Origin of the sequence: Flavobacterium fluvii, assembly GCF_900129545.1 — a bacterium.
Taxonomy (GTDB): Bacteria; Bacteroidota; Bacteroidia; order Flavobacteriales; family Flavobacteriaceae; genus Flavobacterium; species Flavobacterium fluvii.
This window is the reverse complement of sequence record NZ_FQWB01000009.1, coordinates 55,775-78,506: the sequence shown is the minus strand read 5'-3', so window position 1 is coordinate 78,506 and position 22,732 is coordinate 55,775. Positions and strand designations below refer to the sequence as shown.

Below are 22,732 nucleotides of genomic sequence, written 5' to 3'. Positions count from 1 at the left end.
CTGTTGAAAAACAAACAAATCCTGTAGTTGGATTAAAAAAGTTTATCCCAAGGATTATCGCTTCTGAAAGGAACGGCGGGTAGCCCTTCTTTGTTGATGAAATTGGATTGGGCAGCTTCGTTCCAACCAAAACGCACCGAAACAGGATGTGGAACTTCGGGAGCAGAAACGATTACCTTATTGTCGATTATTTCCGCTTTTGCCGATACGAATTTTCCATCAGCACCCGCTATGCTAAACCAGCTAAGCGGTTTTCCATTACGGCTTGCCAAACCACTTCCCGTGTTTGAAAAAGAGACTTCGATGGTATTGTTTACGACTTTCATTTTTTGATATGTGGGGCCGGAACAAACGACATTTTTTTGTCCGTAAGCCTTGTTGGCGGCCACTAGGCTCAAACGACGACCCACTTCCCATTTGTAACCCGGATGCAAATCGGCAATGCTGTCGACCAAATCGGTAATGGCAATCGTGTTGGTGTTCTTTAAATGCAAGGCCAGCCTTTGTGCTTCCCAGAATTCGGGAAGGTTTTCATTGCTGAGAGGACGATCCTTAGATGCAGAATAATTGTAGGGCGCAATTTGGACAAAATAAAAAGGCATTTTTTTGTCATTCCAATCGGTACGCCAACTTTCTATCAGCGTTTTTAACTTGTAGGCATAACGGATGTTTTCGTTCAGGAAACAATTGGATTCTCCCTGATACCATAGCATTCCTTTCAAGGCAAAAGGAATTAGCGGCTGTATCATCGTGTCGTAAAATTTACCGGAACCGCCATCATCGGCACTCAGTTTGTCCAGTGTTTTTCCGTTTTTCATTACAGGAGCCACATCCATTTTGGAAGCTTGAATCCATGGTTCAATCCTGCTGCCGGGCACTGCCGCAGAAATCATTCCAATGGGCACGTGTAATTTGGCATACAAGTCTTTCGCAAAATAATAACCCACAGCCGAAAAATCAACCAAAGGTCGTCCCATTGCCGCGTCCCAACCAAGGTGTTCCGGACTGGGTTCCATGTATTTTCGACGATCCAGAAAAATGCGGATATTGGGATTGTTTGCCGTGTTCAGGTCATCTTCGGGCGGTCTGTTTCCCTTTACCGCTGTTTGGAATTTGCTGTATTTTCGCATCGCATATTCCATGTTCGATTGGCCTGAACAAAGCCAGACTTCACCAACCAATATGTTTTTCAGCACGATGATGTTTGTCCCTTTAATGGTCATTTCGCGTGGTGTGAAGGATGCTTTCATCGAGCGGAGTTTTACCGACCATTTTCCGGACTTGTCGGCAACGGTTGTTTTGGTTTGTCCGGCAAAAGAAACCGATATTTTTTCGCCTGCACTGGCAGTTCCCCAAACAGGTACTTCTTTCTGTTGTTGCAACACCATGTTGTGTCCCAGAATTTTCGGAAGCGTGACTTGGCTAAAAAGATTGAAACTAAAGACAAGCAAAACGCTCAATGACAAGAAAGTCAGTTTTTTGGAACACATATTTTTATATTTTAAAAAATCAAGAGATGACTAAAACTGATGGAACACAATTTTGTTGTTATCGTTAAGAATGCATTTACTTGTTTATTTACTAAAAAATATACCCAATTCTTAAGTTCAAATAAGGAACATATTGAAGTTGATTTTCGGGGGAATCGTCTACATTTTGTATGTTGCCATTCTGGTAATTCGGTTTCAAATACACTATTCTGAGACCTAATCCTAATCCTGTTTCGTAAGTGAAATGATTGCCTATTTGGCGTTTTATGCCCCAAGTTGGAACAATAGCTAAATCTGCAGTTTTGGTTGTGTTTTCATCTAAATTTATAACAAACCAATCTGGATGATAACTTGTTTTTAGAGATAAATAATTTCCGCTATTGTTGGATATGTTTTTCCCTTTGGCATTTCTTTTTTTTAAATTATAGTAATATCTGGGTTCCAATGTTAAAACCGGTTGAAGAATAAACCCGGCACCCTCGTAATGGCTTCCTACTGAAAAGTCATTTTCAATTCCAATTTCGCTTCTTAAAGCTAAACTGTTTGTAAGTTTGATTTCATTGTTTAACCAAATTCCCATAAATCCAGTTTGTATTCCAAAAATTGATTTTTCAACGCTAATGTCTTGGGCGTTGGCATTAAAAAATAATCCCAAAAACAGGATTGCTAAAATGTTTTTCATTTAATTTTTATTTTTTTATTCGAAGAGTTTCTGTCTGATCAAATATAAGGATTTTTATTACAGAAAGGCCAAAATAATTACTTACCTATTCCAAATCTTCCAAGCTTTATCTGCTTGAAAAACAAGCATGTCCTGTCCGTTTTTGGTTTGTGCTCCTCTTGCTTTCGCTTTTTTGAGGAATTGGGTTTCCGCAGGATTGTAAATCAGGTCGTAAGCAATGTGTTTTTCGGTAAAGTATTCGTAGGGAATCAACGGAAAAGCATCGGTATTTGGGCTTGTTCCCACTGGAGAGGAGTTGATGATGATTTGGTAATTGTCAAAAGTGGTCGCATTGATGCTGTCGTAATCGATGATGCCTTCTTTGGCTTCCCTGGATACAAAAGTGTACAAAATCCCCAATTCTTTCAGGGCATACGCCACGCCTTTGGAAGCACCGCCAGTTCCCAGAATCAGTGCTTTTTTGTGATGCGGTTGCAACAAGGGTTCCAATGATTTCATGAAACCATAATAGTCCGTGTTGTAGCCTTTCAATTTTCCTTTTTTGGTGAATTTTAGGGTGTTAACGGCGCCAATTTCCGTTGCTTTTTTTGATAGTTTATCCAAATATGGAATCACGACTTCTTTGTATGGAATCGTCACGTTCATTCCTTTTAGATCCGGCGTGTTTTTTATGATTTCGGGGAAGGCGGTTATTTCTGGAATGTCAAAATTCTCGTAAGTGCAACCTTCTAATTTCTCGTTGTTGAATTTCTCTGTAAAATAACCTTTCGAAAAGGAATAACCGATGTTGCGTCCCAACAAACCAAAGCGTTTTCTTATTGTATCCAGCATTTTTGTATGTAGTTTATTAAAACACAAATTTCACGAATTTACACCAATTAATTAGTGTGAATTCGTGAAATTTATAGGAAATATTAATTTTTATTTTTTATGTTTTGCAATGTAGTTTTGAACCATTTTTCGAGTCCAAACCACGGGAAATAAATCTTCCAAAATGATGTAATTGTCAAAATTCAAACGCAAAGCATTGCTCAAATGAAACTTAGCTTTGGTAGTATCCTGAATTATGAAATACAATCCTGCCAAACGATATTCGATTTCGTTCTCTTCCGGAAAATATTCCGTTGCTTGCAACAAAGATTGAATGGCACTATCGAATTCACCCAAAAATTGCAGGATATCAACCCAGAACAACCAAGTGTCTAAAGCGTAATCGCCAAATTCCACCGCTTTTCGGTATCCAAATTCGGCTTCTTCAAAGAAGTTCATTTGTTTGTTGATGGTCGCGTATCGTTTCCAATACAAGCGATTTTGATTGTCGATGGCCAATGCTTTATTGACAAAAAACAAGGCCTTTTGGAAGTTCTTTTGACGAACGTAAAAATCGGTAATGGCAATCCAGCCTTTGTCCAAAAGCGGGTCTTCATGAACCGTTTTGTTGAAGTATTTCAAAGCCTGGACTTTGTTGCCCAATTTTTCATAACATTTTCCAATTCGAAGCAAAGCATAAGAAGTGGCATCGTCTAATTCGATGGTTCTATTGTAGCTTACAATGGCTTCTTCGTATTTTTTCAATCGTTCCAAAGCCTTGGCTCTTTCCATGAAAGCCCCCAGGAATTCGTCGTCGATAAGTGTGGCATAATCAAAAGCACGAATGGCACTTTCGTATTCTTTCACGCCATAATGCAGGCGTCCCAGCTGATGCCAAGCGATTTCGCTGTATGGATTTTTATCGATGTATTGGTTCAAATAGATGATGGCTTCTTGGTTTTGATCCAAAAATTCGAAGCAATACACCACGTTGTACAAGGCTGATTGGTCTTCGAAATCTTCTTCCAAACATTTGATGAAGCTTTCTTTGGCCATTTCGAGATTGTCCATAAACAGGTATTCCATACCAATCAAGTTATAGACATCGGCATAATCATCCGTGAATTTCAAAGCAATTCTGAGCAATTCGACCGCCTTTTCGTGTTGGTCTCTTTTGGAACAAATGTTTGCTTTCTGGATGTAGATTTCTTCGTTGTTGGGTTCGATGGCATACAATTCGTTGAGCAGCTTTTCAGCTATTTCAAGTTTGTCGTCATAGATTAGCATTTCAACTTGAACCAGTTTTAGTCCGGTTGATCTTGGGTGTTGTTCCAATGCTAGTTTCAATGCTTTTTTAGCCAAATTGGCTTTCCCCATATCGAGATAATGAAGGATGATGTCTTCGAATTCCTCGGAGTCAAAAAAGAGCACTTTGTTGGTTTTCAACATCGACTCAAATTTGGATAGGGATAGGTTATAGTCTTCTTCCTCGTTGCTTAATTGCATACTTTTGTTTTTTGAGTTTGCCCAAAATAAAATTAGGCAACCTTGTTGTTAATGTGAGGAAAAGTTGGAATTGTTGTGAACAATTTAATTAACAGTTTTTTAATGGGAATTTCAAATAACATTGACAATATCAGTCTGCAATCTAAATCCTTATTTCATTCATCACTTCAATTAGTATCGCACAACCTTCCCGAATTTCATCTTCCGAAATGGTTAATGGAGGTGTTATTCTGATGGCATTTGGCTCGAATAAAAGCCAAAATAAAATCAGTCCTTTGTCTTGGCATTTCAGGATCACTTCATTTGTAATCTCGGCACTTTCCGTCATTGCCGCCAACATTAATCCTCGTCCTCTAATTTCTTTTATCAAAGGATGTACCAAAAGTGATTTGAAGAGCTTTTCTTTCTCCAAAGTTTCTTCCATCAGTTTTGTTTCCGTAATTTCCTGCAAAGTTGCCAAGCAGGCTGCCGCAATGACAGGATGGCCTCCAAAAGTCGTGATATGACCCAGTTTGGGATCGTGGCTCAACAAATCCATCATTTCCGAAGAAGCCGTGAAAGCACCCACGGGCATTCCGCCTCCCATACCTTTTCCCATAACGACAATATCGGGAACGACATCGTAATTTTGGAATCCGAAAAGTTTCCCCGTTCTCCCAAAACCCGGTTGGATTTCGTCGAGAATCATCATCGCGCCCACTTCGGTGCAACGCTCGCGTACTTTTTTCAGGAAATTGTTGTGAGGCTCAATAAAACCGGCACCACCTTGAATGGTTTCGAGAATAATTCCGGCTGTTTTGGTGGTTATTTTTTCTAAATCGGCTTCGTTGTTGAAGGTGATGAAATCGACATCGGGGATCAACGGACGAAAGATTCGCTTGCGTTCTTCAAATCCCATCACGCTCATCGACCCCATGGTGTTGCCATGATAGGCATTGTGGCAAGAAATCAATTGGCTTCTTCCAGTGGTTCTTCGGGCTAGTTTTAAAGCACCTTCAATGGCTTCGGTACCGGAATTGACCAAATAGGTTTTGTCCAAGGGTTTGGGTAGGAGCGAAGCCATCAATTTGCAATATTCCACGGCTGGACTTTGCGAATATTCGCCATACACCATCACGTGCGAATATTTGTCCAATTGGTCTTTTATCGCCTGATTGACTCTTGGCGGTTGGTGTCCAAGTGTGCAAGCCGAAACGCCAGCCACTAAATCCAAATATTTCTTGTTGTTGGTATCGAAAATATAAGACCCTTTGGCGTGTGAAACCTCCATTCCCAAGGGATAGGGCGAAGTTTGGGCTTGGTATTTTATGAAATCGTTGTCCACGTTTTATGTTTTTAACCGAAAAGTTTACGGAGTTTTTTTTATGAGATTGCTCTATCCTACGTAATGACATCTGCAATCTGAAAACTGCGACTGAATACTGGGAACTGATTACTTCTTTTTCTTCTTTTTGTCGTAATTCAAGGTTTCCTTCCGGATTTTCATTGGGACATTTTCCTTGGCTGCTTCTTTTTTTCCTTCTTGGACCAGTTTGTCGTTTTCTATATTTTCTTCCGGTGGAAAAATATCGTCTTTCGATTTGATTTTTTCATCGCCACGCCAGACCAGTCCACGTAGTTTTCGATCGGGTTCGGGCAGGTCTTTTTCTGGATAAATCGTGCCATCTACTTGCTTGAAAAAAGTGATGGTTTCTATTTCTTTGTTATCAAAAATAATGTTGATTTTGCTGCTCACGTTTTTGTTGATGCCAATGAGTTCTTGGGCATCATTTCGCATGTAATAAATAACTTCGGTATTTTTGATGATGTCCACATCGTGGAGTTTTCCCTCCAGAAATTTCCCGAACAGATTTTGTCCCTTGACTTGGTTGAAACCGGTTCCAAGCGTGTCTTTGGAGACGATAAAAGTGTTGTTGAGGACTTTGAGCGAATCGAGTTTTTGTGTCGTTTTGTTGCCGATAAGGTGCATTATGTCGCCCGTAATCTGGCTTTCCCCGTTCCAGAGGATCGGATTTCCAATTAATTTTGTCAAGGCTATTTTTGAACTGGAATGTATCGAATCGCATTTGCCGCTCATGTCGGTTTTAAAGAAACGCACATTGTTGAAAGCGCGAATAATTCGGTCGCCTTCTGGGCCGGTAACCATCAGTTTTTTTCCGTGGATATAGACCGAATCGTTTTCGACAAAGTTGATTGCCACGGCTCTTTTGGTTACATACATTGAATCCTTGTTCTTGTAAACTTCGGCATAATGACCTTTGACGACACCTCGATTGATGGAGTCGGTTATTTTTACGTTTCGCGTTGCCGAGGCAAATTCCTGGTTTCGGTCATAATACAAACTGTCGCCTTCTATCAAGCGATCATCGTATTTGATGTAGGATTTCCGAAGAAAATGGGCCAAGTTTCTTTTGGTGTCATAAAACCCTTTTTCGGTGTAAATATAATTGGTTTTACTGGTTATGGTTGATGGGCCAAAAAGATAGGAATGCCCTGAATTGCTGTAATAATCCAAATGATTGGACTTGATTACGTATTTGGGATTCGTGATGGTGACTGCCGTGAGGAATTGGAATTTTTTTTCGGCAACATAATATTTTCCGGACTTGCTTTTTAGCGTGTTGTCTCGGTTGGTAATGGTTCCATTCGAATTGTAATAAACTTCTTGGGTATTGCGGTTAAAGTTGATGGTATCGGTAACCAAGGTAGATTCTGGCGAGCGCATTACGGCGTCCCCCGTGGCATAGGCTTGTTTCACGTTGCCGTTATATTCGGCATATTTACTGTTTAAATATAAAGTGTCGCCTTGAACCAGTTGCACGTCTCCAAAGGCCTTGATGTAGTTTTCCTTTTGAAAATAGTAGGCTTTGTTGCAGGTCATGATTACGCCGTCGTGATTAATACGGACATTTCCGGTCAGTAATGCAGCATCGGGAGCCTCGATTTGGTTTACATCAAAATAATCAGAATGTTCTATCAAGATTTTTTTTGGTGCTTGTGCCACAAGGTTTTGCGTGAGTAGAATTGTTAAACAACAACTTATGAAAAGGAGTAACTTCTTCAATGGATTTATTTTTTGCCAAATTTAAGAAAAACCAAACAACCTTAATCCATATTATGATTTATTTATAAGTATTCGATTGGTCTTGTGATGTTTGTTTAAATTGTATAAAAAAACAGGTGTAATTTTGATTTTACACCTGTTTTTATATATTTGAATCGACTACTTCTTCAGCGCTTCTTCGTAATTCTCGCTTATCTTGTTCCAATTGATTACGTTGAAAAAAGCATCCACGTAATTTTTTCTTTTGTATTGATAATCCAAGTAATAGGCGTGTTCCCAAAGATCCAAGGCCAGGATTGGTTTTCCGGGAACTAGAGCATTTCGCATTAAGGGATTGTCTTGGTTTTGGGTACTTGTGATTTGGAGGTTTCCAGATTTGTCCACAATCAACCAAACCCAAGAAGAACCAAATTGTTTTGTGGCTTCGGCTTTGAATGCAGAGGTGAAATTGTTGAAAGAACCAAAATTTTTGGTGATGGCACCGGCCAAAGTGTCTTTGGGTTGTCCGTCAGATTTTGTTCCCATACATTTAAAATAGAGGGAGTGATTGTAATAGCCACCCGCATTATTCTTGATTTCGAGAACACTTGGGTCAAGTTTGGCCAGGACTTCTTCAATCGTTAGATTCTCCAATGGAGTTCCTGCAATGGCTTTGTTCAGGTTGTTGGTGTACGTCAAATAATGTTTGGAGTAGTGCATTTCCATTGTCAATGCTGCTATATCAGGTGCCAAGGCATCGTAATTATAGGGTAGTTTTTCCAGTTGGAATGAACCTTCATCCGATTTTACATCTTCTGGCATTCCCATGGTCACTTTTTCTTGGGCAGTAGGCAAGGGAACTTCGACAACTTCGGTATATTTCTTTTTGTTGCAGGAAAGTAAAATGGTTGCCAAGAGTAAATTCAATAATAGAACACGAACATTTTTCATGACGACAATTATTTTTGTATTAAGGAATTTATGATTTCTATGTATTGTTCTTTTGCTTCTTCAATAGTTAAATGACTGATTTGAATCCAGGCATTGGTTTTGAAAGCATTTCTCAAATCAAAATTATCAGAAAGATTATAGTTTAACGTTCCATAGGTTGCCTGTTTGTAAAAGGCATACAGTCGTAGCTGGACATCTTGGGGCAAGGATGCCTGTGTCATTTGTGAAGCTATGGCTACGGCTTCTTGAAATCGTGTATCTAAATCTTTTTTTGTCATTAAGCTTTTGTTGCAATGACGGTTTTGCCACCAACTGCTTTTTGGTTAAGTACAACATTAATAGGCGTTCCAAGAGGTAAAAATACGTCAACTCTGGATCCAAATTTTATGAAACCGGCATCTTCGCATTGAACAACCTGCGTTCCTTCTTTGGCATAATTGACAATTCTTCTTGCCAAAGCTCCTGCAATCTGACGGTAAAGTATTTCTCCAAAAGTTTTGTTTTCGATAACAATAGTTGTTCTTTCGTTTTCCTCGCTTGCTTTTGGATGCCAAGCCACCAAGAATTTTCCTGGATGGTATTTGCTGAATTTCACAAGACCGCTAAGTCCATAACGTGTTACGTGAACATTTATTGGCGACATAAAAATAGAAACTTGAATGCGTTTTTCCTTAAAATATTCACCTTCATATACTTCTTCAATTACAACCACTTTTCCATCCACGGGAGATAAAATTTGGTTTTCATCAAGAATATAGTTGCGTTTTGGATTTCTGAAAAATTGTAAAATGATAATCAATAGCACAAATGCCGCTATTTGAACTGCTTTTTGAATCCAATTGGGATCCATGAATTTGTCAGTTAATAAAAGTACGACAGCCGTGAAAACAGTGCCTAGTAAAATAGATTGAGCTCCTTCTTTATGAAACATAGTTTAGAATTTGGTAAAATAAAAATATTATTGGTGCTACAAAGATAACACTATCTAGTCGATCTAGTATGCCTCCATGACCAGGCATGAAAGATCCGCTGTCTTTTACGCCAGCGATACGCTTGAATTTGGATTCGATTAAATCTCCAATTGTTCCCATAATCCCGACAATAACGGCAATCGAAGTCCAAATCAAGATTGATTTTTCGCTGAATTCAGGTTTGGCTCGAATGTAGTATTTGGAGATTAAATAACCCGCTAAAGCAGCAAAAACGATTCCGCCAAAGAATCCTTCTATTGTTTTTTTAGGGGATATTTTTTCAAATAATTTGTTTTTGCCTATGGATTTTCCAACTATATAAGCAAAGGTGTCGTTTGTCCAAATCAAGATCAACAGCCCAATTATAATTTTAGGATTGTAATCATTTATTCCAAACGAGATTTTGGTGATAAATACAAATGGCAGAATGACATACCCCAACAAATACAAGTATTTTGACGAAGTGCTTATTTTTTGGATGTTGTCATAAAACAAGAAAAGAATGCATTTTATGGAAACGACCAATGTGATGACCAATAAAATAATATCCAATTGCTGTATGTTTATGGCAATTTTTATATCAGTATCGAATAGCTGATTGATGGTGTCTTCAGTGATTTTATTGTAATGACTCACTAAAGTTACCGTGGTGTATAAGATAGACCCAAAAAGAATGGGGAATAACTTGTTTACTTGGATTAAATTGCAAAATTCATAAATCGCAATTATGAGAAATACTCCAAATAAAACAAAAAAACTTTCAGTGGAAAACAGTATTGAAGACAGTAATAAAATTACATAAACAGCACCAGATATAGATCTCTTGAGTGTTTCATTCATATTAAAGATCTTCTAAAAGCAATAAATATAGGTTTTTTGCCGAACTTCCGTATTGTGTAAAATCTTCTTCAGCCGCCTTTTCAAAATATTTCATGGCAGTGATGTTTGTAGGGTAATCTTTTACGTATTTCTTTTTTATAAAGCTCAGTCCATCGCTTTTAGTTCCGATGATTTGACTAGTGGTGGCGATAACAACTATGTTTGAAGGTAATTCGTTTGGTTTTCGTTGCTTGATTTGTTTGGACGAAAACAAGATGGAGCCTTCGTCGCCAATCAGGTTTTCACAACCTGACAAAAGAAAAGTAGGATTTGTGGGTTTGTCAAAAGCAATTCTGTTTTCTTCGAGCAAATTAAAAAGCTCCGGTTCATAACACAAAGCTTCGCTTTCGAACCAATCGTTTTCTTCGAGAATATTTTCTAGTTGTTCTTTTACTTCAGTTTCGTTTTCGCAATATAGAAATTTACCGCCATTTTTCTTGAAATTGTAGACAAATTGCTCTTCTATGGGCGCGTCATTGTCCGGCATGAATTTGCTGTACTCATTATTTTTATCTTCCTCAGAAGCCGGATTATTTGAACCGAAAAATTTTCTAAAAAGACTCATATTTTTCTATGCTGCTTAAAATGTTATTTGAAAACGTCCAAAGATAAAAAAATCTTAATTCAAAAGTGGATTTTGAATTAAGATTTTAAAATAATATATGATTTTGCTTATTAAGATACTACTTCTTCAAGATTGGCGTCAAAAGTTCTTTTTCCGAAAATGGTTTCCAAGTCGTCTTTGAAGATGACCTCTTTTTCGATCAGGATGTCTGCCAATTGATTCAATTTGTCTTTGTTGTCTTCCAATATTTTGATGGCTCTTTCGTATTGGCTTTCTATCAACATTGAAATTTCGGTATCAATTACTTTTGCAGTTTCCTCTGAGTAAGGTTTGGAAAAACTGTACTCGCTTTGTCCGCTTGAATCATAATAAGTAACATTTCCGATTTTGTCATTCAATCCATAAATGGTTATCATGGCACGAGCTTGACGGGTAACTTTTTCTAAATCACTAAGTGCTCCAGTCGAAATTCGGTCGAAAGTTACTTTCTCGGCAGCTCTTCCTCCCATGGTGGCACACATTTCGTCCAACATTTGGTCGGTTCTCACGATTTGTCTTTCTTCAGGAAGATACCAGGCAGCTCCCAAACTTTGTCCACGAGGAACAATGGTAACTTTGATAAGTGGCGCAGCATGTTCCAACATCCAGCTTACGGTGGCGTGACCAGCTTCATGAATAGCGATGGCTTTCTTTTCTTCGGGAGTGATAATTTTGTTTTTCTTTTCTAAACCACCAATAATCCTGTCAACGGCATCAAGAAAATCTTGTTTGTCTACTGCGGTTTTGTTGTTTCTGGCAGCAATCAAAGCCGCTTCGTTACATACATTGGCAATGTCGGCTCCAGAGAAACCAGGAGTTTGTTTGGCAAGAAAATCTAAATCCAGACCTTCCACTTTTTTTAATGGAGCAAGGTGAACTTGGAATATTTCGGCGCGTTCGCGAATGTCCGGTAAATCAACAAATATTTGTCTGTCAAAACGACCCGCACGCATCAAGGCTTTGTCCAGAACATCGGCTCTGTTGGTTGCCGCCAAAACGATTACGTTTGAATTGGTTCCAAAACCATCCATTTCCGTCAGCAATTGGTTCAAGGTGTTTTCACGTTCGTCGTTTCCACCTGACATATTGTTTTTTCCCCTGGCTCTACCCACGGCATCAATTTCGTCGATAAAGATGATGGCAGGAGATTTTTCTTTGGCTTGTTTGAATAAATCACGTACACGAGAGGCACCAACTCCAACAAACATTTCAACAAAATCAGAACCTGACAAGGAGAAAAATGGAACTTGGGCTTCGCCGGCAACGGCTTTTGCCAATAAAGTTTTACCTGTTCCCGGAGGGCCAACGAGCAAAGCTCCTTTTGGGATTTTTCCACCAAGGTTGGTATATTTTTCTGGGTTTTTCAAGAATTCAACAATTTCCTGTATCTCTTCTTTCGCACCTTCTAGACCCGCAACATCCTTGAATGAAGTTTTGATGTCTGTTTTTTCGTCAAAAAGCTTGGCTTTTGATTTTCCAATATTGAAAATCTGTCCGCCACCGCCACCGCCGCCAGACATTCTTCGCATAATGAATATCCAAACACCCACAATGATGATGATTGGCAATAATTGGATAAAAAGATCACCCCAATTGCTGCTTTCTTGAAAGTCATAATCGGTTATTTTCTTTTCAGTTTTGGCAACGTCTAGTTTTTTCTCAAAATTCCCTACATCACCAATTATAAAAGTGTAATGTGGACCTTTGTTTGGTTGGTCAAAAACATCTTTGGCCACTTTTTTATTGGCCTTATTTTGTAATGCTGCTTTACTAAGGTATATTTCAGCTACTTTTTTGTTTCGTATGATTACCTTTTCAATTTGTCCTTTTTCAAGAAAACTGTTAAAATCGGATGATTTCATTTGGGCAGGTTCTTGAAAACTTGATCCACCAGTTATATAACTAATGAACAAGAAAATCAATAGTATTGAAGCATAAACTAACCAAGGACTTACTTTAAATTTGTTTGAATTTGGATTATTATCTTTAGCCATTACAGTATATTTCTTTAGTATTTATTTTGGATTGTGGTAATTTTGGCATCGCCCCAAAGACTTTCGATATTGTAGTATTCGCGAATGTGTTTTTGGAAAACGTGTACCACGATGTTTACATAGTCCATAAGAACCCATTCCGCATTATCGGAGCCTTCAACATGCCAAGGCTTGTCTTTTAATTCTTTTGAAACTGTTTTTTGGATGGAGTTAACAATGGCGTTAACCTGGGTGTTTGAATTTCCGTTGCAGACGATGAAATAGTCGCAAACAGCGGTGTCTATTTCTCTTAAGTCAAGAATATCGATATCATTCCCTTTTACTTCTTCTATTCCCTTGATGATGTTTGCTAGTAGAACATCATTATTTATAGTTTTTTTAGCCATGAATTATTTTTAAAATAAGTTTGTAAAGTTACCATTTTTTGTGATTATTTTTGAACCTTAACATAATATTAAATTTCTATTTCACAAATAATTTCTCATGAAGCTAATCAAACTCGATGCCATAGATTCTACAAATGAATTCCTCAAAGGATTATCGAGTACCCAAACTGTTGAAAACTTTACCGTTGTCACTGCCGAAACCCAAACTAAAGGCAAGGGACAAATGGGCGCTGTTTGGGTTTCTGAATCCGGTAAAAATCTAATAATGAGTATTTTGGTGAAAGATTTTTTGTTTGATAACAATGCCATTTTTGATATTAACATTGCTACGGCTGTCTCTGTAATTCAAGCTTTGGAACTATATAATATTCCTGAATTGAGAATCAAATGGCCAAACGACATTATGTCATATAATAAAAAAATAGGCGGTATTTTGATAGAAAACAGCCTGAAAAGCGAAGGAACCATTGTGTCAATTGTGGGTTTGGGATTGAATGTCAATCAAATGGATTTTGAACATTTGCCAAAAGCATCTTCCTTGGCGGCTATTTGCAAGACCACTTTCGACAAAGAGGACCTGCTTTTCAAGATTGTTCAAAAGTTCGAAGAAAATGTCCAGTCCTGGAAACAAAACAAGGATTTATTGTGGGCGTGTTATTCCAATTTACTTTTCAAAAAAGGAACTCCAATGCCATTTGCAGACGCAAATCAGCAAAATTTTATGGGAATAATTCAAGGGGTGACTTCCATAGGGAAACTCCAAATTCTTTTGGAAGACGATTCGGTTTCGGAATTTGGGATTAAAGAAATTCAAATGTTGTATTGAATACCCATTTGAAATAGGTCATAAAATAAAGAAACCTTGTCAATGCAAATTGAAAGGTTTCTTTATTTTATGTAAAACGGAGTTATAGTTTTGTCATGTTCAAGGCTAATGTCTCGATGAATTTTCCAATCGGGCCTTTTATCATCATGCCCATCATGGCATTAAATTCGCCGTTAAAAAGCAGTTGCACGTTAGAAGAACTCTCCGAAACAGATTTAATGTCTGCTTCCAAAGTAAAAGGTAATTTATCGCTTGCCGCACCTAGGATTACTTTGTTTGGTGCAACTTTTTCTTTCATTTTTAATTGGATTTCAGGCATTCCTTTTAGTCCAAAAATAAAAGAATCACCTCCAATAACTTCAAATTTTGCAATGTTCTCAGGCATTAATTTTTCAAAGTTTTGTACATCACTCAATAAGTCAAATAATTCTTGCGCTGATTTTTCGACAGTAACTCTGGGGCTTTCTAGGTTCATTTTATAATTTTATTTTAATCCCAAAGTTTTGGGGTGAAAGAAGGTTTTTGTCGATCAATTTATACTTCGATGCTCCAGGTTGATGGTTTTGAACTCCAATCTCTCAGGGTTTCTTCTTCTTCCTCGGTAATGTATTTTTTGGCAACTGCCAAGTTCAATAGATTTTGATAATTGCTCAAGGTAAGCAAGTCAACATTGGCTTTTTTGAAGTTTTCTTGGGCAACGTCAAAGCCATAAGTAAATATGGCAGCCATTCCCTTGATGTTGGCTCCAGCAGCACGCAAAGCTTCCACGGCAAGCAAACTACTGTTTCCAGTACTGATTAAATCTTCCACGATTACCACATTTTGTCCTTTTTGCAAAAAACCTTCCACTTGGTTCTGGCGACCATGTTTTTTGGGTTCCGGTCTTACATAAACAAACGGCAAGCCCATACTTTCGGCGACCAAAATACCAATTCCGATGGCTCCAGTAGCCACTCCGGCAATAACATCTGGTTTCCCAAATTGTTTTTCGATGTGTTTGGAAAATTCGTCTCGAACATAATTTCTTATGAGCGGAAACGACAGTATTAGTCGGTTATCACAATAAATAGGTGATTGCCATCCCGAAGCCCATGTAAAAGGATTTCTTGGATTCAATTTAATTGCATTTATTTGCAAAAGCAATTCGGCAGTTTTCTCGGCGGTATCTTTATTAAATATCATAATACAAATGTATAAAGTTTTTGTGAACGACAAACCACTTTTTTTGACAAATGAAATCTCAAAAGAGACTAATTTTCAATTGTTCTTATTAGAAAGTGTAGATATAGAGCAACTTATAGTAAAAATATTTCAAAATAAAATTCAGAAAGCCTATCTTTATCATCCCGATGAAAAGGAAATTATGAAAACTTTGAAATCCAAAATTCCTGTTTCCAAAGCGGGAGGAGGATTGGTTTACAACAAAAAAGGGGAGGTTTTATTTATTTTTAGGGGTGGAAAATGGGATTTGCCAAAAGGCGGAACCGAAAAAGGAGAAGATATTGAAGCTACTGCCTTACGGGAAGTGGAAGAAGAAACCGGTGTCAACAAATTAAAAATCACCAAAAAACTGCAAAAAACCTACCATGTTTTCAAACGAAATGGCGTTTATAAACTAAAAATCACCCAATGGTTTGAAATGTTTTCTGATTTTGACGGCATTCCTGTTGGACAAATCGAAGAAGGCATAGAAAAAGCCGTTTGGCTCAGTCCAAAAGAAATGCCCGAGGTCTTGAAAAAATCCTATGAAAATATCAAGCTTCTGTTTGAAGAAGAAAAAATAATCTAATAAATCGTTGTTGGTTGAGTAATTTGAAAATTTTATAAATGCTCTTTTTATTGGATTTAAAATCTTTATAAGCCCAATCCAAAATTGGGCTTTTTTTTGTTAAAAATAAATTCTTCGAGCAAATGTCTATATGATATATTCATTTGAGAATTAACGGATTTATCTAAAAAAATAAAAGCATTTTTAAATTTGTTTATGCTATTTTTGAGAATTGAGTTTTTGCAATTAGTATTTATTGTATCCAAATTTAATTTCAGATGAAAAAAAGCTACTTACTCCCTGCATTTTTATTTTGTACTTTTTATGTTTTTTCATTTTCAAATACTGAAAAATCGTTGCTTTATAAAAAGTCAATGCTTGCGCCAATGCCGATTGCCATTTTGGATACCGTTAAAAAGGTAGTTGCCGTTGAAAAAACTGATACCATCAAAAAGAAAGAAAAGAAATTTGCTTTTATGCCCATGCCCACTTTGACTTATGATCGTTCTCAGGGAGCGGGAATTGGGGCAATAGCCATGGGACTTTTTAAGGCAGACAATTCAAAAGATGCGCCGCTTTCCAGGGTTATGGCTGTTGGTAATTATGCTACAAATGATTCTTACTACATTATGTTGGGAACACGTCTTTATCTTATGGAAGATTACTGGAGAATACTTACTGCAGTTGGATTCATAAACTATAATTTTCAGGCCTTTCAAACTTTTGAAGATGTAGATGGAGGCCAGGCAGGAGTGTATGAAACGCCTTATACCACAAAGGGAGCTTTATTTGCATTTGCATTACAACGAAGGGTTTTCGAAAATTTTTATATGGGAGTCGGTGGATTCATGATGCGGTCAGATGTAACTATCACGCTTCCTGATAATAGTGAAGTAGTACAGCCCAATAATACTAATTCACTGTCCGTGCCAATTAGTTATGATACTCGGAACAGTATTTACAATCCGAGTGATGGGATTTTTATTGACGGAAGATTTTCAATTGTACCCGAATGGTTGGATAACGACAATGATTTCATTAAAACGATGTTGTATGTGAACCACTATAAAAAATTGGCTGACCACAAAATCCTGGCCAGTCGTTTTGCCATGAAAGCCAATTTTGGCGACGTTCCTTTTGCTTCCCAAGATTATATTGGTCAAACAGATTTAAGAGGTTATACCCAAGGGGAATATAGAGGGAATCAAACCTATACTGTTCAATCTGAATTTAGGAATAATTTTTACAAGAAATGGGGATATGTCGGGTTTGCCGGTCTTGGAATAGCGTATAGAAAGTCTGAAACTGGAGCCGCCGCGGGTGATTGGTACAAATCTGGAGCGTCGTGGAGTAAACTATTGCCAAGTATAGGTGCCGGTGCCCGTTATCAGGTAATTGAAAAGGCCGGCCAAAAAGTAAATGCAGGAATTGATGTTGCTGCAGGACGAGGAGATTGGGGTTTTTATTTCAGGCTTACAGAAGCTTTTTAAGTGCCTGATTTTATTTGGAATTGATCGAGATTTTTTACTGTGATTGGACGATTCCACTATTGAAAATAAAGCATTATTTTTGATTACCTTTGCAAAATGAACAAGAAACACCATTCCAACAATATACTTCTCAATTTAGGTATCGAAAACCTAAATGAAATGCAGGTAGCTGCCCAGGAAACTATTTTAAGCGACAACAATATTTTACTGCTTTCTCCAACAGGTTCCGGGAAAACATTGGCTTTTCTTTTGCCAATATTCGAAATGCTGAAACCCGAAATTCTTTCTGTTCAATGTTTGATTCTGGTTCCATCACGCGAACTGGGATTGCAAATTGAGCAAGTTTGGAAAAAAATGGGAACCGATTACAAAGTAAACGTTTGCTACGGCGGGCATTCCATTGAAACAGAAATCAAGAATTTGAGCAATCCTCCGGCCGTTTTAATTGGAACTCCAGGGAGAATTGCCGATCATATTGACCGAGGCACTTTTCGTTTGGACAAAATAGAAACCTTGATTTTGGATGAATTTGACAAGTCTTTACAGTTGGGCTTTCATGAACAAATGTCTTTCATTATTGGAAAACTGTCTAAACTAAACAAACGTGTTTTGGTTTCGGCAACTTCCGATATTGAAATTCCAAAATACACCAGAGTGGTCAATCCCACGATTTTGGATTTTATTCCAAATGAAGAAGAAGAAACCAATCTTGCAATGAAAATGGTGGTTTCCAAAGAAAAAGACAAAATGGGAAGTTTGTTCAACCTGATTTGTTCGTTGAAATCGCAATCGGCTATCGTGTTTTGCAATCACAGGGATGCTGCAGAAAGGATAAGTGATATCTTGAACGAAAAAGGAATTTACGCCACGTATTATCACGGCGGAATGGATCAGGACGAGCGTGAACGCGCTTTAATCCAGTTCAGAAACGGAAGTGCGAGTTATTTAATCACGACGGATTTGGCTGCCCGTGGATTGGATATTCCCGAAATGAAACACGTAATTCACTATCATTTGCCTTTAAAGGAAGATGAATTTACCCATAGAAACGGAAGAACCGCTCGTATGCAAGCTTCAGGAACGGCTTATCTTGTTATAAACGAGAGCGAAAAAAAGCTGGATTATGTTGATTATGGCATGGAAGTCCTAAAAGTGGAAAATGCTACCACTTTACCAAAACCACCTGAATTTCAAACTATCTACATTAGTGGCGGAAAGAAAAATAAATTGAATAAAATAGATGTCGTAGGTTTCTTTTCCCAAAAAGGAAAACTCGAAAAAGGGGACTTGGGGCTAATCGAAGTAAAGGATTTTATTTCGTTTGCCGCCGTAAAATTCAATAAAGTGAAAGACTTGCTTCACAACATCAAGGACGAAAAAATGAAAGGCAAGAAGTTTAAAATTGAAGTTGCCAGAAAAGTAATCAAGAAAGAAGAGGAGTAGATTTCAGATTTCAGATTTCAGATTTCAGATTTCAGATTTCAGATTTCAGATTTCAGATTTCAGATTTCAGATTTCAGATTTCAGATTTCAGATTTCAGATTTCAGATTTCAGATTTCAGATTTCAGATTAAGAATATTAAACATCCATATAAAAAAAAAACGAAAATGTCTTGATTTCTCAAGACATTTTCGTTTTTTTGCTAACTGCTAACTGCTAACTGCTAACTGCTAACTGCTAACTGCTAACTGCTAACTGCTAACTGCTAACTGCTAACTGCTAACTGCTAACTGCTAACTGCTAACTGCTAACTGCTAACTGCTAACTTCCCCTCGATGCGGTTTCAAGGCATCACGTACCTTTATCATCGTTTCATCGGTGACGACCATAAAAGCAGTGGCATACATTTCGTTATGGATTTTAAAACCGGTAATATTGGGAGATAAATTTTCAGCAACGATATATTCCTTTAAATGAATTTCGTGATGTTCGGCCGTTTTTCCAGAAGCTGGACCACGAAAATCCCATATCAATTTAATTTGTCTGGACATTTTGAATGTTTTTAGATGGTAAAGTTACTAAAGTCTGATTTGAAAAGACCAAATCCCTTTATCAAAGTTCCAAACTTTGGAAAAGGTTCTCCATTTGGAATAAGTAAAGTTCACTTCAAAATACTATTTTTGCATTTCGTTATTGTTTTCAAATAACCCAATCAACTGCAACAATGCCACAAGAACTTCTTTTTCAAGTATCTCCAGAAATAGCCACAAATGAACTGTTGCTCAAACAACATGTTTCCAAATTAATTCGGGTGGATGCCAAAGAAATCCAACATATTTCCATCCTGAAACGTTCGATTGATGCGCGCCAAAAAGCGGTGAAATTCAATTTGAAAGTGACTATTTATTTGGTTGGTGAACCTATTCAGGAAGCTAAAATTGAACTGCCGGAATACAAAAATGTTGAAAACGCTCAAGAAGTTATTGTTGTGGGTGCAGGTCCTGCGGGATTATTTGCCGCTTTGCAATTGATAGAATTGGGTTTGAAACCCATAGTAATCGAGCGTGGAAAAGATGTTCGCGGTCGTCGTCGTGATTTGAAAGCCATCAACAGGGATCATGTTGTGGACGAAGATTCCAATTATTGTTTTGGAGAAGGCGGAGCAGGAACCTATTCTGACGGAAAACTATATACCCGTTCCAAAAAGCGTGGCGACGTAACCCGAATTCTGGAATTATTTGTTGCTTATGGAGCTTCACACGATATTTTGGTTGATGCCCATCCGCACATTGGAACCAATAAATTACCGCAAATCATTCAGGATATGCGGGAGAAAATCATTGAAATGGGAGGTCAGGTGCTTTTCGAAACCCGATTGACCGATATCATCATCAAAAACAATGAAGTGCAAGGCATCGTGACCAAAAAAGGCGACACGATTCTTGCCAACAAAATAATCTTGGCAACAGGACATTCTGCCCGCGATATTTTTGAATTACTCGACAGAAAACAAATTTTTATCGAAGCCAAAGCTTTTGCCTTGGGCGTTCGAGCGGAACATCCACAGTCGTTGATTGACAGTATTCAGTACAGTTGCGATTATCGTGGGGAACATTTGCCGCCATCGCCTTATTCCATCGTGAAGCAGGTAGGAGGCAGGGGAATGTATTCTTTTTGTATGTGTCCCGGCGGCGTGATTGCGCCTTGTGCGACAAGTCCCGGTGAAGTGGTTACCAATGGTTGGTCGCCATCCAAAAGAGATCAATCTACGGCCAATTCTGGAATCGTGGTCGAATTGAAACTCGAAGATTTCAAGCCGTTTGCCAAATTCGGTGCTTTGGCAGGAATGGAATTTCAAAAAAGCATCGAACAAAAAGCTTGGCATTTGGCAGGACAAACCCAAAAAGTGCCTGCCCAGAAAATGGTCGATTTTACGCAAAACAAAGTCTCTTCCAATATCCCAAAAACGTCTTATGTTCCCGGAACAGCTTCTGTGGAAATGGGGCAGGTTTTCCCCGGATTCCTGACTCAAATATTGCGGGAAGGTTTCGTGGAATTCGGAAAATCGATGCGAGGTTTCTTGACGAATGAAGCCGTTCTTCATGCGCCTGAATCGAGAACTTCCTCTCCGGTGCGCATTCCCAGAGATCCAGAAACATTGGAACACCTTCAAATAAAAGGCTTGTATCCTTGTGGAGAAGGGGCAGGTTATGCCGGAGGAATTATCTCGGCAGCAATTGATGGTGAGAAATGTGCCTTGAAGATTGGAGAGGTTTTGAAGAAGAATTTGTAAATGTTCCCGCTTTTTAAATAAAAAGAGATATTGTGTCAATTAACAATTTCTGTTGAAATTATCAGATACAATATCTCTTTCTGACTTTAATTTTGTTTGTAGTTGGCAGTAGTCAAAGCCACTTCTTTAATGGATTGTGTTTCAGCCACTTTTTTCAAAGCAAGAATGTAAGAGGCTATACGTGGCGTCACTTTGTATTTGGCAGCTGTATAAAAAACAGTTTCAAAGCTTTCCGTTAATGTGTTTTGAAGCCGTTTATTGACTTGATTGGCTCCCCAAGTTTCTGTAAGTATATTTTGAAGCCATTCGAAATAGGAAACCGTTACTCCGCCGGCATTTGCTAAAATATCAGGAATCACCAAAACATTATTGTCATGTAATATGGCATCGGCATCTGAAGAAACTGGACCGTTTGCACCTTCGACAATAATTCTGGCTCGAACGGCATTAGCATTGGTTTTGGTAATAACGTCTTCTTTTGCAGCCGGTATCAAGACATCGACTTCCAAAAGCAATAATTCCTCATGTTTTATGGAAACCGAATTCGGGTAGCCTTTAATGCTTTTATTGTTGAGATTGTAATACAATATCAGCTCGGGAATATTGATTCCTTCAGGATTGTATAATGCTTCCGAAACATCACTGACTGCAAGCACTTTCAATCCTTTTTCAAAAAGAAATAAAGCAGAATGAAGTCCTACGTTTCCAAATCCCTGGACAGCAACAGTGGATCTTGCAGGTCTCAGCTTTAATTTTTCAAGTGCTAAAAGAGTTATGATGCTCACGCCTTTTCCTGTTGCTTCCACGCGTCCCAAAGAACCTCCGACATTCAAATGCTTTCCGGTAACAACTCCATGAATTGTTTTGCCATGAACCAGAGAAAATTCATCCATAAGCCATCCCATTTCATCTGGCCCTGTTCCCATATCTGGAGCAGGAACATCTTTTTGAGGGCCAAAAATATCAGACAAACTTTTAGTGTAGGCTCTTGTTATTTTTTCAAGTTCTGTTTTGGAGAGTGTATTCGGGTCACAAATAATTCCTCCTTTTGCTCCCCCAAAAGGGATTCCCGTAACTGCCGATTTCCAAGTCATCCAAGCTGCCAGAGCTTTTACTTCTTCTAAATTTACCGCAGTGTCATAACGAATTCCTCCTTTTGAAGGTCCTAATGCAGTATTGTGAATGATGCGATAGCCTTCAAAGTTTTGCTCAATTCCATTATCTAACACGATCGAAAAGTTTACCACGATTTGTTTTTCTGGTCGTTGTAATTTTTGGCGGATTGGATCATCCAGGTTTAAAATGTCTGCTGCTATATTGAATCGATCAATCATGGATTGAAAGGGATTCTGTTTTATTATTTCGGAACTCATGATGCTGTTTTTTAAATTGTGTTTGATTTTATTTTTTAAATTAATTCTATAAAAAAAGCTCTTTTGAGTTGTTACAAAAGAGCTTTATTTTTCCATAAATAAGACCAGGCAACAACACGGAGGAATTTTTATGCTACAGCATTGCATCATTATATTTCTGTTTCTGTTGGTTCTCATGTTGTTGTTTTTATAAGAATTTTAAAATGCCCTTCACTTTGTATGGAA

The 22,732-nt window shown here is 38.0% G+C and carries 22 protein-coding genes; 5 read left to right on the top strand and 17 right to left on the bottom strand.

Annotated elements, in window-relative coordinates:
- Positions 1-32 precede the first annotated feature (32 nt).
- From BUC16_RS16090 to rsfS, 13 genes are all read right to left on the bottom strand, one after another.
- Positions 33-1,490 carry a sialate O-acetylesterase gene (locus tag BUC16_RS16090; RefSeq protein ID WP_073371839.1) on the bottom strand — a complete coding sequence of 486 codons (1,458 nt, stop codon included), beginning with the start codon at positions 1,488-1,490 and terminating at the stop codon, positions 33-35.
- A 91-nt stretch (positions 1,491-1,581) separates the two neighbouring features.
- A complete protein-coding gene (locus BUC16_RS16085; protein ID WP_073371838.1) occupies positions 1,582-2,172 on the bottom strand; it encodes a hypothetical protein in 591 nt (196 codons plus the stop codon).
- 81 nt (positions 2,173-2,253) lie between these two features.
- Positions 2,254-3,003, bottom strand: a complete 750-nt coding sequence (locus BUC16_RS16080) for a shikimate dehydrogenase family protein (protein ID WP_073371837.1) — start codon at positions 3,001-3,003, stop codon at positions 2,254-2,256.
- Positions 3,004-3,093: 90 nt separating this feature from the next.
- Positions 3,094-4,488: a tetratricopeptide repeat protein gene (locus tag BUC16_RS16075; RefSeq protein WP_073371836.1), complete on the bottom strand. Its 1,395-nt coding sequence runs from the start codon at positions 4,486-4,488 to the stop codon at positions 3,094-3,096.
- A 142-nt stretch (positions 4,489-4,630) separates the two neighbouring features.
- Positions 4,631-5,812: an aspartate aminotransferase family protein gene (locus BUC16_RS16070; RefSeq protein ID WP_073371835.1), complete on the bottom strand. Its 1,182-nt coding sequence runs from the start codon at positions 5,810-5,812 to the stop codon at positions 4,631-4,633.
- A gap of 108 nt (positions 5,813-5,920) precedes the next feature.
- Complete coding sequence (locus BUC16_RS16065; RefSeq protein WP_073371834.1) at positions 5,921-7,492, bottom strand: OstA-like protein; 1,572 nt, start codon at positions 7,490-7,492, stop codon at positions 5,921-5,923.
- 219 nt (positions 7,493-7,711) lie between these two features.
- The gene (locus BUC16_RS16060) at positions 7,712-8,482 is read right to left on the bottom strand and encodes a superoxide dismutase (RefSeq protein WP_073371833.1); all 771 of its coding nucleotides are present in this window, start codon (positions 8,480-8,482) and stop codon (positions 7,712-7,714) included.
- Between the two features lie 8 nt (positions 8,483-8,490).
- Positions 8,491-8,760 carry an acyl-CoA-binding protein gene (locus BUC16_RS16055; protein ID WP_073371832.1) on the bottom strand — a complete coding sequence of 90 codons (270 nt, stop codon included), beginning with the start codon at positions 8,758-8,760 and terminating at the stop codon, positions 8,491-8,493.
- A complete protein-coding gene (locus BUC16_RS16050; RefSeq protein WP_073371831.1) occupies positions 8,760-9,413 on the bottom strand; it encodes a phosphatidylserine decarboxylase family protein in 654 nt (217 codons plus the stop codon). The genes BUC16_RS16055 and BUC16_RS16050 overlap by 1 nt, the downstream gene beginning before the upstream one ends.
- Positions 9,403-10,293: a phosphatidate cytidylyltransferase gene (locus BUC16_RS16045; protein ID WP_073371830.1), complete on the bottom strand. Its 891-nt coding sequence runs from the start codon at positions 10,291-10,293 to the stop codon at positions 9,403-9,405. Before BUC16_RS16045 ends, BUC16_RS16050 begins: the two co-directional genes overlap by 11 nt.
- Position 10,294: 1 nt before the next feature.
- Positions 10,295-10,897, bottom strand: coding sequence for an LUD domain-containing protein (locus BUC16_RS16040; protein ID WP_073371829.1), 603 nt, complete (start codon positions 10,895-10,897; stop codon positions 10,295-10,297).
- A 110-nt stretch (positions 10,898-11,007) separates the two neighbouring features.
- Complete coding sequence (gene ftsH / locus BUC16_RS16035) at positions 11,008-12,930, bottom strand: ATP-dependent zinc metalloprotease FtsH (RefSeq protein WP_073371828.1); 1,923 nt, start codon at positions 12,928-12,930, stop codon at positions 11,008-11,010.
- Positions 12,931-12,944: 14 nt separating this feature from the next.
- Positions 12,945-13,316: a ribosome silencing factor gene (gene rsfS, locus BUC16_RS16030; RefSeq protein ID WP_073371827.1), complete on the bottom strand. Its 372-nt coding sequence runs from the start codon at positions 13,314-13,316 to the stop codon at positions 12,945-12,947.
- A gap of 97 nt (positions 13,317-13,413) precedes the next feature.
- Here rsfS and BUC16_RS16025 point away from each other — a divergent pair, with 97 nt between their 5' ends.
- Complete coding sequence (locus BUC16_RS16025; RefSeq protein ID WP_073371826.1) at positions 13,414-14,142, top strand: biotin--[acetyl-CoA-carboxylase] ligase; 729 nt, start codon at positions 13,414-13,416, stop codon at positions 14,140-14,142.
- 82 nt (positions 14,143-14,224) lie between these two features.
- Here the strand turns inward: BUC16_RS16025 and BUC16_RS16020 are convergent, their stop codons facing one another.
- On the bottom strand, positions 14,225-14,617 hold the full coding sequence (locus tag BUC16_RS16020) for an orotate phosphoribosyltransferase (RefSeq protein WP_073371825.1): 393 nt from the start codon (positions 14,615-14,617) through the stop codon (positions 14,225-14,227).
- A gap of 59 nt (positions 14,618-14,676) precedes the next feature.
- Positions 14,677-15,324, bottom strand: a complete 648-nt coding sequence (gene pyrE / locus BUC16_RS16015; RefSeq protein WP_073371824.1) for an orotate phosphoribosyltransferase — start codon at positions 15,322-15,324, stop codon at positions 14,677-14,679.
- Positions 15,325-15,331: 7 nt separating this feature from the next.
- Between pyrE and BUC16_RS16010 the strand changes: the two genes are divergently transcribed.
- The 3 genes from BUC16_RS16010 to BUC16_RS16000 all read left to right on the top strand — a co-directional run bounded on the left by BUC16_RS16010 (position 15,332) and on the right by BUC16_RS16000 (position 18,843).
- Complete coding sequence (locus tag BUC16_RS16010; RefSeq protein ID WP_073371823.1) at positions 15,332-15,931, top strand: NUDIX hydrolase; 600 nt, start codon at positions 15,332-15,334, stop codon at positions 15,929-15,931.
- A 257-nt stretch (positions 15,932-16,188) separates the two neighbouring features.
- A complete protein-coding gene (locus tag BUC16_RS16005; RefSeq protein WP_073371822.1) occupies positions 16,189-17,400 on the top strand; it encodes a BamA/TamA family outer membrane protein in 1,212 nt (403 codons plus the stop codon).
- A gap of 96 nt (positions 17,401-17,496) precedes the next feature.
- Positions 17,497-18,843 (top strand): DEAD/DEAH box helicase, encoded by a 1,347-nt coding sequence (locus BUC16_RS16000; RefSeq protein WP_073371821.1) that lies wholly within the window; start codon positions 17,497-17,499, stop codon positions 18,841-18,843.
- Between the two features lie 312 nt (positions 18,844-19,155).
- Here BUC16_RS16000 and BUC16_RS15995 read toward each other — a convergent pair whose 3' ends face one another.
- Positions 19,156-19,392, bottom strand: coding sequence for a hypothetical protein (locus tag BUC16_RS15995; protein ID WP_073371820.1), 237 nt, complete (start codon positions 19,390-19,392; stop codon positions 19,156-19,158).
- 173 nt (positions 19,393-19,565) lie between these two features.
- Here BUC16_RS15995 and BUC16_RS15990 point away from each other — a divergent pair, with 173 nt between their 5' ends.
- Positions 19,566-21,134, top strand: a complete 1,569-nt coding sequence (locus BUC16_RS15990) for an NAD(P)/FAD-dependent oxidoreductase (protein ID WP_073371819.1) — start codon at positions 19,566-19,568, stop codon at positions 21,132-21,134.
- A gap of 86 nt (positions 21,135-21,220) precedes the next feature.
- Here the strand turns inward: BUC16_RS15990 and BUC16_RS15985 are convergent, their stop codons facing one another.
- Positions 21,221-22,507, bottom strand: a complete 1,287-nt coding sequence (locus BUC16_RS15985; RefSeq protein WP_244534382.1) for a Glu/Leu/Phe/Val family dehydrogenase — start codon at positions 22,505-22,507, stop codon at positions 21,221-21,223.
- Positions 22,508-22,732 lie beyond the last annotated feature (225 nt).

Bases quoted from the DNA above. Each gene is read 5' to 3' on its own strand.
- BUC16_RS16090 (WP_073371839.1), bottom strand. From the start codon at position 1,490: ATGTGTTCCAAAAAACTGACTTTCTTGTCATTGAGCGTTTTGCTTGTC.
- BUC16_RS16085 (WP_073371838.1), bottom strand. From the start codon at position 2,172: ATGAAAAACATTTTAGCAATCCTGTTTTTGGGATTATTTTTTAATGCC.
- BUC16_RS16080 (WP_073371837.1), bottom strand. From the start codon at position 3,003: ATGCTGGATACAATAAGAAAACGCTTTGGTTTGTTGGGACGCAACATC.
- BUC16_RS16075 (WP_073371836.1), bottom strand. From the start codon at position 4,488: ATGCAATTAAGCAACGAGGAAGAAGACTATAACCTATCCCTATCCAAA.
- BUC16_RS16060 (WP_073371833.1), bottom strand. From the start codon at position 8,482: ATGAAAAATGTTCGTGTTCTATTATTGAATTTACTCTTGGCAACCATT.
- BUC16_RS16055 (WP_073371832.1), bottom strand. From the start codon at position 8,760: ATGACAAAAAAAGATTTAGATACACGATTTCAAGAAGCCGTAGCCATA.
- BUC16_RS16050 (WP_073371831.1), bottom strand. From the start codon at position 9,413: ATGTTTCATAAAGAAGGAGCTCAATCTATTTTACTAGGCACTGTTTTC.
- BUC16_RS16045 (WP_073371830.1), bottom strand. From the start codon at position 10,293: ATGAATGAAACACTCAAGAGATCTATATCTGGTGCTGTTTATGTAATT.
- BUC16_RS16040 (WP_073371829.1), bottom strand. From the start codon at position 10,897: ATGAGTCTTTTTAGAAAATTTTTCGGTTCAAATAATCCGGCTTCTGAG.
- ftsH (WP_073371828.1), bottom strand. From the start codon at position 12,930: ATGGCTAAAGATAATAATCCAAATTCAAACAAATTTAAAGTAAGTCCT.
- rsfS (WP_073371827.1), bottom strand. From the start codon at position 13,316: ATGGCTAAAAAAACTATAAATAATGATGTTCTACTAGCAAACATCATC.
- BUC16_RS16025 (WP_073371826.1), top strand. From the start codon at position 13,414: ATGAAGCTAATCAAACTCGATGCCATAGATTCTACAAATGAATTCCTC.
- BUC16_RS16020 (WP_073371825.1), bottom strand. From the start codon at position 14,617: ATGAACCTAGAAAGCCCCAGAGTTACTGTCGAAAAATCAGCGCAAGAA.
- pyrE (WP_073371824.1), bottom strand. From the start codon at position 15,324: ATGATATTTAATAAAGATACCGCCGAGAAAACTGCCGAATTGCTTTTG.
- BUC16_RS16010 (WP_073371823.1), top strand. From the start codon at position 15,332: ATGTATAAAGTTTTTGTGAACGACAAACCACTTTTTTTGACAAATGAA.
- BUC16_RS16005 (WP_073371822.1), top strand. From the start codon at position 16,189: ATGAAAAAAAGCTACTTACTCCCTGCATTTTTATTTTGTACTTTTTAT.
- BUC16_RS16000 (WP_073371821.1), top strand. From the start codon at position 17,497: ATGAACAAGAAACACCATTCCAACAATATACTTCTCAATTTAGGTATC.
- BUC16_RS15995 (WP_073371820.1), bottom strand. From the start codon at position 19,392: ATGTCCAGACAAATTAAATTGATATGGGATTTTCGTGGTCCAGCTTCT.
- BUC16_RS15990 (WP_073371819.1), top strand. From the start codon at position 19,566: ATGCCACAAGAACTTCTTTTTCAAGTATCTCCAGAAATAGCCACAAAT.
- BUC16_RS15985 (WP_244534382.1), bottom strand. From the start codon at position 22,507: ATGAGTTCCGAAATAATAAAACAGAATCCCTTTCAATCCATGATTGAT.